24 protein-coding genes are annotated in these 13,338 nt (G+C 64.2%); all 24 read right to left on the bottom strand.

Features of this window, described 5'->3' with window-relative positions; all coding sequences use genetic code 11:
• Window positions 1-7: 7 nt before the first annotated feature.
• Window positions 8-889 (bottom strand): adenylate kinase, encoded by an 882-nt coding sequence (locus BRADO_RS14470; protein ID WP_011926059.1) that lies wholly within the window; start codon window positions 887-889, stop codon window positions 8-10.
• An 88-nt stretch (window positions 890-977) separates the two neighbouring features.
• On the bottom strand, window positions 978-2,309 hold the full coding sequence (secY, locus tag BRADO_RS14465) for a preprotein translocase subunit SecY (RefSeq protein ID WP_011926058.1): 1,332 nt from the start codon (window positions 2,307-2,309) through the stop codon (window positions 978-980).
• A gap of 158 nt (window positions 2,310-2,467) precedes the next feature.
• A complete protein-coding gene (rplO, locus tag BRADO_RS14460) occupies window positions 2,468-2,953 on the bottom strand; it encodes a 50S ribosomal protein L15 (protein WP_011926057.1) in 486 nt (161 codons plus the stop codon).
• 11 nt (window positions 2,954-2,964) lie between these two features.
• Window positions 2,965-3,156, bottom strand: coding sequence for a 50S ribosomal protein L30 (rpmD, locus tag BRADO_RS14455; RefSeq protein WP_011926056.1), 192 nt, complete (start codon window positions 3,154-3,156; stop codon window positions 2,965-2,967).
• 45 nt (window positions 3,157-3,201) lie between these two features.
• Window positions 3,202-3,774, bottom strand: a complete 573-nt coding sequence (gene rpsE, locus BRADO_RS14450; protein ID WP_006611855.1) for a 30S ribosomal protein S5 — start codon at window positions 3,772-3,774, stop codon at window positions 3,202-3,204.
• A gap of 48 nt (window positions 3,775-3,822) precedes the next feature.
• On the bottom strand, window positions 3,823-4,185 hold the full coding sequence (gene rplR / locus BRADO_RS14445) for a 50S ribosomal protein L18 (protein ID WP_011926054.1): 363 nt from the start codon (window positions 4,183-4,185) through the stop codon (window positions 3,823-3,825).
• An 11-nt stretch (window positions 4,186-4,196) separates the two neighbouring features.
• Entirely contained in the window at window positions 4,197-4,730 is a 534-nt protein-coding gene (rplF, locus tag BRADO_RS14440; RefSeq protein WP_008963473.1) for a 50S ribosomal protein L6, read from the bottom strand.
• A gap of 13 nt (window positions 4,731-4,743) precedes the next feature.
• The gene (gene rpsH, locus BRADO_RS14435; protein ID WP_006611852.1) at window positions 4,744-5,142 is read right to left on the bottom strand and encodes a 30S ribosomal protein S8; all 399 of its coding nucleotides are present in this window, start codon (window positions 5,140-5,142) and stop codon (window positions 4,744-4,746) included.
• Window positions 5,143-5,154: 12 nt separating this feature from the next.
• Window positions 5,155-5,460 carry a 30S ribosomal protein S14 gene (gene rpsN / locus BRADO_RS14430; RefSeq protein WP_035656627.1) on the bottom strand — a complete coding sequence of 102 codons (306 nt, stop codon included), beginning with the start codon at window positions 5,458-5,460 and terminating at the stop codon, window positions 5,155-5,157.
• Between the two features lie 48 nt (window positions 5,461-5,508).
• Entirely contained in the window at window positions 5,509-6,066 is a 558-nt protein-coding gene (gene rplE / locus BRADO_RS14425) for a 50S ribosomal protein L5 (protein WP_006611850.1), read from the bottom strand.
• Window positions 6,059-6,373 (bottom strand): 50S ribosomal protein L24, encoded by a 315-nt coding sequence (gene rplX / locus BRADO_RS14420; protein WP_006611849.1) that lies wholly within the window; start codon window positions 6,371-6,373, stop codon window positions 6,059-6,061. The genes rplE and rplX overlap by 8 nt, the downstream gene beginning before the upstream one ends.
• Entirely contained in the window at window positions 6,373-6,741 is a 369-nt protein-coding gene (gene rplN / locus BRADO_RS14415; RefSeq protein ID WP_006611848.1) for a 50S ribosomal protein L14, read from the bottom strand. The genes rplX and rplN overlap by 1 nt, the downstream gene beginning before the upstream one ends.
• A 100-nt stretch (window positions 6,742-6,841) precedes the next feature.
• Window positions 6,842-7,090 carry a 30S ribosomal protein S17 gene (gene rpsQ / locus BRADO_RS14410; protein ID WP_006611847.1) on the bottom strand — a complete coding sequence of 83 codons (249 nt, stop codon included), beginning with the start codon at window positions 7,088-7,090 and terminating at the stop codon, window positions 6,842-6,844.
• A 10-nt stretch (window positions 7,091-7,100) separates the two neighbouring features.
• Complete coding sequence (gene rpmC, locus BRADO_RS14405; RefSeq protein ID WP_006611846.1) at window positions 7,101-7,307, bottom strand: 50S ribosomal protein L29; 207 nt, start codon at window positions 7,305-7,307, stop codon at window positions 7,101-7,103.
• Between the two features lie 5 nt (window positions 7,308-7,312).
• Window positions 7,313-7,726, bottom strand: a complete 414-nt coding sequence (gene rplP / locus BRADO_RS14400; protein WP_006611845.1) for a 50S ribosomal protein L16 — start codon at window positions 7,724-7,726, stop codon at window positions 7,313-7,315.
• 40 nt (window positions 7,727-7,766) lie between these two features.
• Window positions 7,767-8,477 (bottom strand): 30S ribosomal protein S3, encoded by a 711-nt coding sequence (gene rpsC, locus BRADO_RS14395; RefSeq protein ID WP_006611844.1) that lies wholly within the window; start codon window positions 8,475-8,477, stop codon window positions 7,767-7,769.
• 22 nt (window positions 8,478-8,499) lie between these two features.
• Entirely contained in the window at window positions 8,500-8,880 is a 381-nt protein-coding gene (gene rplV / locus BRADO_RS14390; RefSeq protein ID WP_006611843.1) for a 50S ribosomal protein L22, read from the bottom strand.
• A gap of 10 nt (window positions 8,881-8,890) precedes the next feature.
• Entirely contained in the window at window positions 8,891-9,169 is a 279-nt protein-coding gene (gene rpsS / locus BRADO_RS14385; protein WP_008963465.1) for a 30S ribosomal protein S19, read from the bottom strand.
• Window positions 9,170-9,181: 12 nt separating this feature from the next.
• On the bottom strand, window positions 9,182-10,015 hold the full coding sequence (gene rplB / locus BRADO_RS14380; RefSeq protein WP_011926053.1) for a 50S ribosomal protein L2: 834 nt from the start codon (window positions 10,013-10,015) through the stop codon (window positions 9,182-9,184).
• A gap of 12 nt (window positions 10,016-10,027) precedes the next feature.
• Window positions 10,028-10,327: a 50S ribosomal protein L23 gene (locus BRADO_RS14375; RefSeq protein WP_011926052.1), complete on the bottom strand. Its 300-nt coding sequence runs from the start codon at window positions 10,325-10,327 to the stop codon at window positions 10,028-10,030.
• Window positions 10,324-10,944: a 50S ribosomal protein L4 gene (rplD, locus tag BRADO_RS14370; protein ID WP_006611839.1), complete on the bottom strand. Its 621-nt coding sequence runs from the start codon at window positions 10,942-10,944 to the stop codon at window positions 10,324-10,326. The genes BRADO_RS14375 and rplD overlap by 4 nt, the downstream gene beginning before the upstream one ends.
• Window positions 10,945-11,664, bottom strand: a complete 720-nt coding sequence (rplC, locus tag BRADO_RS14365) for a 50S ribosomal protein L3 (RefSeq protein WP_011926051.1) — start codon at window positions 11,662-11,664, stop codon at window positions 10,945-10,947.
• A gap of 57 nt (window positions 11,665-11,721) precedes the next feature.
• Window positions 11,722-12,030, bottom strand: a complete 309-nt coding sequence (gene rpsJ, locus BRADO_RS14360) for a 30S ribosomal protein S10 (RefSeq protein WP_002712302.1) — start codon at window positions 12,028-12,030, stop codon at window positions 11,722-11,724.
• 87 nt (window positions 12,031-12,117) lie between these two features.
• The gene (gene tuf / locus BRADO_RS14355) at window positions 12,118-13,308 is read right to left on the bottom strand and encodes an elongation factor Tu (RefSeq protein ID WP_008963462.1); all 1,191 of its coding nucleotides are present in this window, start codon (window positions 13,306-13,308) and stop codon (window positions 12,118-12,120) included.
• Window positions 13,309-13,338 lie beyond the last annotated feature (30 nt).

The following is a 13,338-nucleotide window of genomic DNA, read 5'->3' as shown; positions in this document are numbered from 1 at the left end:
GATTCGGTCACCCCTTGCTGCGCTTTTTTGCAGATTTTGAAGAGGTTTTCCGGGTTCCCTTGGTCGCCTTGGCAGCGGCCTTGGAGGACTTCTTCGCGGCCTTTTTCACGGTCTTTTTCACGGTCTTGGCCGCCTTCTTGGCGGTTTTAGCCGGCTTGGCAGCCTTCTTGGCCGCTTTCTTGGCGGGCGCGGCGGTCTTGGACGCCCTCTTGGCCGCCTTTTTGGCCGCCTTAGGTGGGGCCGCCGTCTTGGCGCTGCGCTTGGCGGGGCTCGCCTTCTTGGCCGCCCGGCTGCCCGCGCTCTTGCCCACCGCAGCCAGGATCCGGCCGATCTCCTCGGTGACCTCTTCGATCGGCATCATGCCGTCGACAGTCGCCAGCATCCGGTGGTCGGAATAATAGTGGATCAGCGGCTCGGTCTGGTCGCGATAGCTGTGCAGCCGCTTGGTCAACACCTCGGGAGTGTCATCGGCGCGCACCGCCTCACCGCGGGCGCGGGTTTCGGCAGCGCGGCGCTCGACGCGCTCCAGCAGCACACCCTCGTTGACCCGGAGCTCGATGACCGCGTCGAGATTCATCTGCTTCTGCTTGAGCAGCGCATCCAGCGCCTCGGCCTGCGGCACCGTGCGCGGGAAGCCGTCCAGGATGAAGCCATTGGCCGCGTCAGGCTGCTCGATCCGGTCGGCGATGATGCCGACCACGACCTCGTCCGGCACCAGGCCGCCGGCGGCCATGATGTCCTTGGCCTTCAGCCCGATCGGCGTCTGCGCCGCGACCGCGGCGCGCAGCATGTCGCCGGTCGAGAGCTGGACGATACCATATTGCTGCACCAGACGCTGCGCCTGCGTGCCCTTGCCCGAACCGGGCGGTCCCAAGAGAATGAGTCTCATCTAAATTTCGCCCCCCGGCACACGGTGAGCGATCCTCCCGCACACCTTGTTCTTGGCTTTTTGGTTCCCGGGCCGCGATCCGCCGCTGTCAGCGGCGGCGACCCCGCAGCTTCGACTTCCTGATCAGCCCCTCATACTGATGGGCGAGCAGATAACCCTGAACCTGCGCCACGGTATCCATCGTAACGCTGACAACGATCAGAAGCGAAGTGCCACCAAAGTAGAACGGGACGGAAGCGTAGGAAATCAGAATTTCCGGGATCAGACACACGATCGCCAGATAGATGGCGCCGAGCACCGTGATTCGGGACAGGACGTAGTCGATATATTCCGCGGTACGCTCGCCGGGGCGAATGCCCGGGATGAAGCCGCCATGCTTCTTGAGGTTGTCGGCGGTCTCGGTCGGGTTGAACACGATCGCGGTATAGAAGAAGGCGAAGAACAGGATCAGCGCCAGATACAGCACCAGGAACAGCGGCCGGCCGTGACCGAGCTGGGTGGTGATCCACTGGAACCACTCCGGCCCCTTGCCGGCGTTGAAATTGGCAACAGTGGTCGGCAGCAGCAGCAGCGACGAGGCGAAGATCGGCGGGATGACGCCCGAGGTGTTCAGCTTCAGCGGCAGATGCGAGGACTGGCCCTCGAACATCTTGTTGCCGACCTGGCGCTTCGGATACTGGATCAGCAGCCGGCGCTGGGCGCGCTCCATGAACACGATGAAGGCGATCACGGCGACCGCCATCACGATGACGATCAGGATCAGGCCAGTGGACAGCGCACCCTGGCGGCCCAGCTCGAGCATGTTGGCCAGCGCCGACGGCAGCTCGGCGACGATGCCGGACAGGATGATCAGCGAGATGCCGTTGCCGATGCCGCGCGAGGTGATCTGCTCGCCGAGCCACATCAGGAACATGGTTCCGCCGGTCAGGGTGATCGCGGTCGACAGGCGGAAGAACAGGCCGGGATCGGCGACGACGTTACCGGCGCCCTCGAGCCCCACGGCAATGCCGTAGGACTGCACGGCGGCCAGGATCACCGTCAGATAGCGGGTGTACTGGTTCAGCATCTTGCGGCCCGCCTCCCCCTCTTTCTTGAGGGCTTCGAGCTGCGGCGACACCGTGGTCAGGAGCTGGATGATGATCGATGCCGAGATGTACGGCATGATGTTCAGCGCGAAGATCGCCATGCGGTGGATGCCGCCGCCGGCGAACATGTTGAACATGCCGAGAATGCCGCCGGCCTGGGTGCGGAACACTGAATCCCAGATATTCGGGTCGATGCCGGGCAGCGGAATATAGGTGCCGAGGCGGTAGACCAGCAGCGCGCCGAGGGTGAACCAGATGCGCTTCTTCAGCTCATCGGCTTTTGCAAGCGCGCCGAAATTGAGGTTTGCCGCCAGTTGTTCCGCTGCTGAGGCCATGTCTTAGCTTTCTCCCGCCGCCCTTCTTGACCAGATCAGCCCCGCGAGGGCTCGCGGGGCTTGGGGCGGACGTCGGATATTATCTGGTACGCGAGCGCGATCTGTCCATCGCCCCGCCCTCTCCAGCATGAGCCGGCGACGGGGCAATGACGCAGAAGTTACGCCGCCTCGCCTTCATCCTTGGCGGGCGCCAGGATCTTCACGGTGCCGCCGGCCTTCTCGACCGCCGCGATCGCCGACTTCGAGGCGCCATACACCTCGATGTTGATCTTCGCCTTGAGCTCGCCGCGGCCGAGCAGACGCACGCCGTCCTTGGACCGACGCAGCGCGCCCGACTTCACGAGCGACTCGGCGTTGATCACGCTGCCGGCGTCCAGCTTCTTGGCATCGATCGCCTGCTGGATCCGGTCGAGATTGATCTCGACGAAATCGAGCGCGAAGATGTTGTTGAAGCCGCGCTTCGGAAGACGGCGATGCATCGGCATCTGACCGCCTTCGAAGCCCTTGATGCGCACGCCGGAGCGCGCGGTCTGGCCCTTGCCGCCACGGCCGGACGTCTTGCCCTTGCCGGAGCCGATGCCGCGGCCGACGCGCATGCGCTTCTTGCGCGCGCCGGCATTGTCGGCGATATCGCTGAGCTTCATCGCCCTTCTCCTTACTTCTCGTCGACGATGCGTACGAGATGATGAACCTTGGTGATCATGCCGCGCACCGCCGGCGTATCCGGCAGCTCGGTCACACGGCCGATCTTGTTGAGCTTCAACCCGATCAGCGTCGAGCGCTGCGAGCGATGCCGGCGGATCGGGCTGCCGATCTGCTCGATCTTGATGGTCTTGGCGTCAGCCATTGTCCTTAACTCCGAGATGCGCCGGCCAGAGGCGGCGCGCGTTCGTTAGTCGGCGGCTGCCTCGGCATCGCCACCGACGCGGCGGGCCTGCAGGGTCGACACCTTGATGTTGCGGCGGGCAGCGACCGAGCGCGGGCTGTCCTGATGCTTCAGCGCGTTGAAGGTCGCGCGCACCATGTTGTACGGGTTGGACGAGCCGATCGACTTCGCCACCACGTCCTGGATGCCCAGCGTCTCGAACACGGCGCGCATCGGGCCGCCGGCGATGATGCCGGTACCGGCCGGAGCCGCACGCAGATAGACGCGGCCCGCACCGTGACGACCGAAGATGTCGTGGTGCAAGGTGCGGCCCTCGCGCAGCGCGACGCGGGTCAAATTGCGCTTGGCGGAGTCGGTCGCCTTGCGGATCGCCTCCGGCACTTCGCGCGCCTTGCCGTGGCCGAAACCGACCCGGCCCTTCTGATCGCCGATCACGACGAGCGCCGCAAAGCCGAAGCGCTTACCGCCCTTCACGACCTTCGCGACTCGGTTGATGTGGACGAGCTTGTCGACGAACTCGCTGTCGCGCTCCTCACGCTCCTTGCGATCGCGACCGCCTCGTTCCCGTTCACCTGCCATGGTGCTATCCAATCTTCTGTGGGGCTCTCGCGCCCAAATCCGTTGATATTAGAAGCTCAGCCCGCTCTCGCGCGCCGCATCGGCCAGCGCCTTGACGCGCCCGTGATAGAGATAGCCGCCGCGATCGAACACGACTTCCTTGATGCCGGCCTTCACCGCGCGCTCGGCGAGCAGCTTGCCCACCGCCTTCGCCGCATCGATGTCGGCACCGGTGTTGCCGGCCGAACGCATCTCCTTCTCCATCGACGACGCGGAGGCGATCGTCTCGCCCTTCTGGTCGTCTATCACCTGCGCGTAGATGTGCTTCGACGAACGGAACACCGACAGACGCGGACGGCCGCCGGCGGAGCGGCGCAGCGACAGCCTCACGCGCTGCTTGCGCCGGGCATTCGTAACCTTTGCTCTCGACATGTCCGGCTCCGTTACTTCTTCTTGCCTTCCTTGCGGAAGATGAATTCACCCGCGTACTTCACGCCCTTGCCCTTATAGGGCTCCGGCGGCCGGTAGGCGCGGATTTCGGCGGCCACCTGGCCGACGCGCTGCGGGTCGATGCCCGTGATCGTGATCTCGGTCGGCTTCGGCACGGCGATCGTGATGCCTTCCGGGATCTGGTAGACGACGTCGTGGCTGTAGCCGAGCGCGAGCTGCAGGTTCTTGCCCTGCATCGCGGCGCGGTAGCCGACGCCGGTGATCTCGAGCTTCTTCTCGAAACCCTTGGTGACGCCCTCGACCAGATTGGCGATCTGGGCGCGCGCGGTGCCGTAGAGCGAGCGGGCGCGCTTGGTCTCGGCGCGCGGGGCAACCTTGACCTGGCCGTTCTCGAACTTCACCTCGACGTCGTCGTGGACGAGGAACTGAAGCTGGCCCTTCGGGCCCTTCATCTTGACGGTCTGACCGTCGACGGTGGCGGTCACACCGGACGGCACCGTCACAGGCTTCTTGCCAATTCGTGACATGGCTCAATCCTTCTTAGAACACCGTGAAGAGAACTTCACCGCCGACATTCGCGTCACGCGCGCTATGGTCGGCCATGATTCCCTTCGGCGTCGACAAAACAGAAATTCCGAGCCCGTTGTTCACGCGCGGCAGGTTCTTCACCGAGGTGTAGACGCGCCGGCCGGGCTTGGAGACCCGCTCGATCTCGCGGATGACGGGCTCGCCGTCGAAATACTTCAGCTCGATCTCGATCTCGCTGCGGCCCGACGGATGCTCCATCGTGGCATAGCCACGGATGTAGCCCTCGGACTTCAGCACTTCGAGCACGCTGGCGCGCATCTTCGAGCCGGGGGTCGTGACCTTCGACTTCGAGCGCATCTGCGCGTTGCGGATGCGGGTGATCAGATCGCTGATGGGATCGTGCGTTGACATGTTCGACCCTCCTTACCAGCTCGACTTCACGAGGCCCGGAACCAGGCCCTTGGAGCCGAGCTCGCGCAGCGCGATGCGGCTCAGCTTGTTCTTGCGGTAGTTCGACCGCGGACGGCCCGTCAGTTCGCACCGGTTGCGGATGCGGGTGGTCGACGAGTTGCGCGGCATTTCGGCAAGCTTCAGGGTCGCGGCGAAGCGCTCCTCCATCGGCTTGTCCTTGTCGGCGATGATCGCCTTCAACCGGGCGCGCTTCGGAGCGGCGTTCTTCGCCATCTTCTTGCGCCGGTTGTTCTTCTCGACTGAACTCTTCTTTGCCATGCTTGGCTCCTGGGTATCCGCGTTTGAGAAGCTTCGAAAGTCAGCTGCTCACTGCCGGAACGGGAAATTGAATGCGGTCAGAAGGGCACGGGCCTCGTCGTCGGTCGTCGCGGTGGTGCACACCGTGATGTCCATGCCCCAGCTCTCCCCGGCCTTGTCGAAGTCGATCTCGGGGAAAATGATGTGCTCCTTGATGCCGAGCGAATAGTTGCCGCGGCCGTCGAAGCTCTTCGGGTTCAGGCCGCGGAAGTCGCGGACGCGCGGCAGCGCGACGTTGATCAGCCGGTCGATGAACTCGTACATCTTGGCCTTGCGCAGCGTGACCTTGCAGCCGATCGGCTGGTTCTCACGCAGCTTGAAGGTCGCGATGGCGACGCGCGAATAGGTCACGACGGCCTTCTGACCGGCGATCAGCGACAGGTCGGCCGCCGCCGTCTCCGCTTTCTTGCGGTCGTTGACGGCCTCGCCGATGCCCATGTTCAGCACGACCTTGTCGAGCCGCGGCACCTGCATGACGTTGGCATACCCGAACTTCTCGGTCAGCGCGCTCTTGATCTTGCGGTCGTATTCCGTGCGGAGGCGCGGGGTGTAAGCGGTCTCAGCCATCGATCTCAACTCCCGAGCTCTTGGCAACGCGGACCTTCTTGCCGTCCGCCTGAATCTTGAATCCGATGCGCGTCGGCTTGCCGTCCTTGCCGACGTAAGCGACGTTCGACAGGTTGATGGGAGCTTCCTTGGTGATGATGCCGCCTTCCTGGTTCTGCGTCTGCTTCTGGTGACGCTTGACCAGGTTGATGCCGCGCACCAGCGCCGTGCCGGCGTCCGGACGCACCTCGAACACCTCGCCGGTGCGACCCTTGTCGCGGCCGGTCAGGACGATCACCTTGTCGCCCTTGCGGATCTTGGCAGCCATCACAGCACCTCCGGCGCAAGCGAAATGATCTTCATGTGGTTCTTGGCGCGCAGCTCGCGCGGCACCGGCCCGAAGATACGGGTGCCGACCGGCTCCGACTGGTTGTTGATCAGGACGGCCGCGTTGCGGTCGAAGCGGATCACCGAGCCGTCGGCGCGGCGGATGTCCTTGCGGACGCGCACCACGACGGCCTTCATGACGTCGCCCTTCTTCACCTTGCCACGCGGAATGGCTTCCTTGATCGACACCACGATGATGTCGCCGACGGTGGCATAGCGGCGCTTCGAGCCGCCCAGCACCTTGATACACATGACACGGCGTGCGCCGGAATTATCGGCCACGTCGAGGTTGGTCTGCATCTGAATCATTGATGCACCTCGTCCTCTTCATCTACTGCGCAGGAAAGCTGCGCCTTTTATGATCCCGAAAGCGAAACCGGCCCCTTCGATCCGGGCCGCGTCACGCGCCTCAGGCGGTTTTCTTGTGCTCGCCCCGGACCACGGTCCAGCGCTTGAGCTTGGAGATCGGCTTGCTCTCCTCGATCCACACCATGTCGCCCGGCTTGAACTCGTTGCTCTCGTCGTGAGCGTGGTAGTTCTTCGAGCGGCGGATGGTCTTCTTGTAGATCGGGTGGGTGAAGCGCCGGTCGACGCGCACGACCACGGTCTTGGCCTGCTTGTCGCTGACGACCACGCCCTGGAGGGTCCGTTTCGGCATGTCGAGCCTCTTACTTCGTCTTGGCGCGCTGCTGCGCGGCGATGGTCTTGATACGGGCGATGTCGCGGCGCGCCTCACGCAGGCGGGCGGTGTTCTCCAGCTGCCCGGTGGCGCGCTGAAAACGCAGGTTGAAGCGCTCCTTCTTCAGATTGACGATAGCATCGTCCATCTGGTCGGGGCTCATCGCGCGAATGTCGGCAATCTTCATCTCGGCCATGACCATTACTCCGCAATGCGTTCGACGAAGCGCGTCTTGATCGGCAGCTTGGCAGCGGCCAGGGTCAGCGCCTCGCGGGCGATCTGGTTGCTGACGCCGTCGATCTCGAACATCACCCGGCCCGGCTTGACGCGGGCCACCCACAATTCCGGCGAACCCTTGCCGGAGCCCATGCGGACTTCGGCCGGCTTCTTCGACACCGGCAGATCCGGGAACACCCGGATCCAGACGCGGCCGGCGCGCTTCATGTGACGGGTCAGCGCACGACGGGCGGCCTCGATCTGGCGCGCGGTGACGCGATCCGGCTCCATCGCCTTCAGCCCGAACTGGCCGAAGGCCAGCGTTGCGCCCGAGGACGCAACGCCGTGGATACGGCCCTTATGCGCCTTTCGGAACTTGGTCTTCTTTGGTTGCATCATGGCTTTGAGCCCTCAAACCTGTCTTGTCGCGGCTGATCGATCAGGCCGCGTCGCGGCGCGAACGCGGCGACGGGCTTTCGCCACCGCCCTCGTTCATCCGCTTGTCCTGTGCCATCGGATCGTGCTCGAGGATCTCGCCCTTGAAGATCCAGACCTTCACGCCGCAGGTGCCGAAGGTCGTGAACGCGGTAGCCACACCGTAGTCGATGTCGGCGCGCAGCGTGTGCAGCGGCACCCGGCCCTCACGATACCACTCCATGCGGGCGATTTCGGCGCCGCCCAGACGACCCGAGCAGTTGATGCGGATGCCCTCGGCGCCGAGACGCATCGCAGACTGCACGGCGCGCTTCATGGCGCGGCGGAACGCAACACGGCGCTCGAGCTGCTGCGCGATCGACTCGGCGACCAGCGTGGCATCGAGCTCCGGCTTGCGGATCTCGACGATGTTGATGACGACGTCCGACGAAGTGATGTCGGCGACGCGCTTGCGCAGCTTGTCGATGTCCGCGCCCTTCTTGCCGATCACGACGCCCGGACGAGCCGAGTGGATGGTGACGCGGCACTTCTTGTGCGGACGCTCGATCACGATGCGGGCGACGGCCGCCTGCTTGAGCTCCTTGTGCAGGATCTCGCGGATCTTGACGTCTTCATGCAGCAGCTTGCCGTACTCGGCCTTGCCGGCGAACCAGCGCGAATCCCAGGTCCGGTTAATGCCGAGACGCAGACCGATCGGATTGATCTTTTGACCCATCGTATTCTCCCAGCGCCCGACTTTACGCGCTCGCCTCGACCTGACGAACAATGATCGTCAGCTGCGAAAACGGTTTGAAAACTCGGCCCGAACGGCCGCGGCCGCGCGGCGAGAAACGCTTCATCACGATTCCCTTGCCGACGAAAGCCTGCGAGACGACGAGATCGTCGACCTCGAGCTCGTGGTTGTTCTCGGCGTTGGCGATCGCCGATTCCAGGCACTTCTTGACGTCGACCGCAATCCGCTTGCGCGAGAACTGCAGGTCGGCGAGGGCTGCCGACGCCTTGCGGCCGCGGATCATCTGCGCCACCAGGTTCAGCTTCTGCGGGCTCACCCGAAGCATCCGGGCCACAGCCTTGGCCTCGTTGTCGGGGAGGCTCCGTTCGCGCTTTGGTTTGCTCATCGCTTAATCCTCAAGCCTTCTTGGCTTTCTTATCGCCCGAATGGCCGTGGAAGGTGCGGGTCGGCGAGAACTCGCCGAACTTGTGGCCAACCATTTCCTCGTTGACCGCGACCGGCACGTGCTTCTGGCCGTTGTAGACGCCGAACGTCAGGCCGACGAACTGCGGCAGGATGGTCGAGCGGCGGCTCCAGATCTTGATGACGTCGTGACGGCCGGACGCGCGCGCCGCATCTGCCTTCTTGAGCAGCGACGCCTCGACGAACGGGCCTTTCCAGACTGAACGAACCATGTCCGTCGTTCCTTACTTCTTCCGCTTGTGGCGGCTGAGGAGAATGAATTTGTCGGTCGACTTGTTGGTGCGGGTCTTCTTGCCCTTGGTGGGCTTGCCCCACGGAGTGACCGGGTGACGACCGCCCGAGGTACGGCCTTCGCCGCCGCCGTGCGGATGGTCGATCGGGTTCATCGCGACGCCGCGGTTGTGCGGGCGGCGGCCCATCCAACGCTTGCGGCCGGCCTTGCCGATCGAGGTGTTCATGTGGTCCGGGTTCGACACCGCACCGATCGTGCCACGGCAACGGCCATGCACCAGGCGCTGCTCGCCCGAGTTCAGGCGGACGATGACGTAGTCGTGGTCACGGCCGACGAGCTGAGCATAGGTGCCGGCCGAACGCGCCAGCTGACCGCCCTTCCCGATCTTGACCTCGATGTTGTGCACGATCGTGCCGACCGGCATGTTGCCGAGCGGCATGACGTTGCCCGGCTTCACGTCGACATAGTTGCCGGCGACGATGGTATCGCCGACCGCCAGGCGCTGCGGCGCCAGGATGTAGGCAAGCTCGCCGTCCTGGTACTTGACCAGCGCGATGAACGCCGTGCGGTTCGGATCATACTCCAGGCGCTCGACGGTCGCGGGAACGTCGACCTTGTCGCGCTTGAAGTCGACCGTGCGGTACGACTGCTTGTGGCCGCCGCCGAGGAAGCGAACCGTGATGCGGCCGGTGTTGTTGCGGCCGCCGCTCGACTGCTTGCCTTCGGTCAGTGCCTTGACCGGCTTGCCCTTGTACAGGGCCGAACGATCGACCATCACCAGCTGGCGCTGGCCGGGCGTCGTGGGATTGAATGTCTTCAGTGCCATGGCAGCTCAGCCTTACAGTCCGGTGGTCACGTCGATGCGGTGGCCCTCTTCGAGGGTCACGATCGCGCGCTTGCTGTCCGATTGCGAACCGAAATTGCCGCGGAACACCTTGGTCTTGCCCTTGCGGACGAGCGTATTCACGCTCCGGACCTTGACGTCGAACAGCTTCTCGATCGCTTCCTTGATCTGCGGCTTGGACGCCTTGGCGGCCACCTTGAACAGAACCTTGTTCTGCTCGGAGGCAAAGGTCGCCTTCTCGGTCACGACCGGCGCGATGATGATGTCGTAGTGGCGCGGATCGATGGTCTTCATTTGAAGCGCGCCTCCAGCGCATCGATCGCCGCCTTGGTCAGAACGAGCTTCTGCCGGCGGAGAATGTCGTAGACGTTGATGCCCTGGATCGGCAGCACGTCCAGGTTCGGGATGTTGCGGGCCGCAGCGGCAAAGCCGTTGTGCAGCTCGGCGCCGTCGATGATCAGCGCATTGGTCAGGCCGAGACCGGAGAAGTGGCCGATCAGCGCCTTGGTCTTCGCCGCCTCGAGGGTGGCGTTCTCCAGCACGACCAGATCACCGTCCTTGGCCTTGGCCGACAGCGCATGCTTCAGAGCGAGCGCACGGACCTTCTTCGGCAGGTCGGTCGCATGCGAGCGAACGACCGGACCGAAGGCGCGGCCGCCGCCACGGAACTGCGGTACGCGGGCCGAGCCGTGACGAGCACCGCCGGTGCCCTTCTGCTTGTACATCTTCTTGCCGGTGCGCCAGATCTCGGCGCGGCCCTTGGCCTTGTGGGTGCCGGCCTGGCGCTTGTTGAGCTGCCACTGGACGCAGCGCTGGATGATGTCGGCGCGCGGCTCCAGGCCGAAGATGGCGTCGGACAGCTGGACGGAGCCGGCTTCCTTGCCCTCGAGCGTGGTGACTTTCAGTTCCATTTATGCGCCCTCCTGCATGGCCGGCGCTTCGGCAGCCTGCTCACCCGCGACCTTGAACTTGCCGGGCTTCGGCGCTTCCTTCGGCAGCGGCTTCTTCACGGCGTCGCGCACCGAGATCCAGCCACCCTTGGAGCCGGGCACCGCGCCTTCGACCAGGATCAGGCCGCGCTCGACGTCCGTCTGCACCACACGCAGGTTCAGCGTGGTGATGCGGTCGACACCCATGTGACCAGGCATCTTCTTGTTCTTCCAGGTCTTGCCGGGGTCCTGGCGACCACCGGTCGAACCGATCGAACGGTGCGAGATCGACACACCGTGCGTGGCGCGCAGACCGCCGAAGTTCCAGCGCTTCATGCCGCCGGCGAAACCCTTGCCGACCGAGGTGCCGGTGACGTCGACGAACTGGCCGACGACGAAATGGTCGGCCTGGATCTCGGCGCCGACCGGGATCAGCGAATCCTCGCTGACGCGGAATTCGGCGAGCTTGCGCTTCGGCTCGACCTTGGCGACCGCGAACTGGCCGCGCTCCGCCTTCGGCATGTAGACCGTCTTGCGGCTGCCGCTGCCGAGCTGCAGCGCGACGTAGCCGTTCTTCTCGGTGGTGCGGTGACCGACCACCTGGCAATTGCCGAGCTTCAGCACGGTCACGGGGATATGTTCGCCGGTCTCCGTGAAGACCCGCGTCATCCCGACCTTTTGTGCGATCACTCCGGAGCGCATCGGCGTGCTTCCTGTTCTTCTCTATGTCCGCGATGAGGCGGACGTGAATCCAAAAACTTAGAGCTTGATCTCGACGTCGACGCCGGCGGCCAGGTCGAGCTTCATGAGAGCATCGACGGTCTGCGGGGTCGGATCGACGATGTCGAGGAGACGCTTGTGGGTGCGCATCTCGAACTGCTCGCGGCTCTTCTTGTCGACGTGCGGCGAACGGTTGACGGTGAACTTCTCGATGCGGGTCGGCAGCGGAATGGGTCCGCGAACCTGCGCGCCGGTCCGTTTCGCCGTGTTGACGATCTCGCGCGTCGACGTATCGAGGATGCGATGGTCGAACGCCTTGAGACGGATGCGGATATTTTGGCCGTTCATTGCCGTATCTTTCTGTGAGTAGTGAGTGGCGAGTAGCGAACGGCGAATGGATCACCATTCGCCACCCGCCATTCCCTATTCGTGTTGTTACTCGATGATCGAGGCGACGACGCCGGCGCCGACGGTGCGGCCGCCTTCACGGATGGCGAAGCGCAGCTTCTCTTCCATCGCGATCGGCACGATCAGGTGCACTTCCATCGCGATGTTGTCGCCCGGCATCACCATCTCGGTCCCTTCCGGCAGGTGAACGACGCCGGTCACGTCGGTCGTGCGGAAGTAGAACTGCGGACGATAGTTGGTGAAGAACGGAGTGTGACGGCCGCCCTCTTCCTTGGTGAGGATGTACGCCTCGGCCTTGAACTTGGTGTGCGGCTTGACCGAACCCGGCTTGCAGAGAACCTGGCCGCGCTCGACGTCCTCACGCTTGGTGCCGCGGAGCAGCGCACCGATGTTGTCGCCAGCCTGGCCCTGATCGAGCAGCTTGCGGAACATTTCGACGCCGGTGACGGTGGTCTTCTGGGTCGGACGGATGCCGACGATCTCGATTTCCTCACCGACCTTGATCACGCCGCGCTCGACACGACCGGTCACCACGGTGCCGCGGCCCGAGATCGAGAACACGTCTTCGACCGGCATCAGGAAGGGCTGGTCGATCGGACGCTCCGGCTGCGGAATGTACTCGTCGACATTGCGCATCAGCTCGAGGATGGCGTCGTGGCCGAGCTTCTTGTCCGAATCTTCGAGAGCGGCGAGCGCCGAGCCCTTGATGATCGGGATCTTGTCGCCCGGGAATTCATACTTCGAGAGCAGCTCGCGAACCTCGAGCTCGACCAGCTCGAGCAGCTCCGGATCGTCGACCATGTCGCACTTGTTCAGGAACACGACCAGCGCGGGAACACCGACCTGGCGGGCGAGCAGGATGTGCTCGCGGGTCTGCGGCATCGGGCCGTCGGCAGCCGACACGACCAGGATCGCGCCGTCCATCTGGGCGGCGCCGGTGATCATGTTCTTCACGTAGTCGGCGTGGCCGGGGCAGTCGACGTGCGCGTAGTGGCGGTTCTGCGTCTCGTACTCGACGTGGGCGGTCGAGATGGTGATGCCGCGGGCCTTCTCTTCGGGCGCCTTGTCGATCTGGTCGTAGGCAGTGAACGTCGCACCGCCCGTCTCGGCCAGGATCTTGGTGATGGCAGCCGTCAGCGACGTCTTGCCATGGTCGACGTGACCGATGGTGCCGATGTTGCAGTGGGGCTTGTTACGTTCAAACTTAGCTTTGGCCATTTGACTCTCCGTTCAGTCGCTAACTTGAGC

Source organism: Bradyrhizobium sp. ORS 278 (assembly GCF_000026145.1).
Lineage (GTDB): Bacteria > Pseudomonadota > Alphaproteobacteria > Rhizobiales > Xanthobacteraceae > Bradyrhizobium.
The sequence above is the reverse complement of the archived record's forward strand: the minus strand, read 5'-3'. Positions and strand labels throughout refer to the sequence as shown.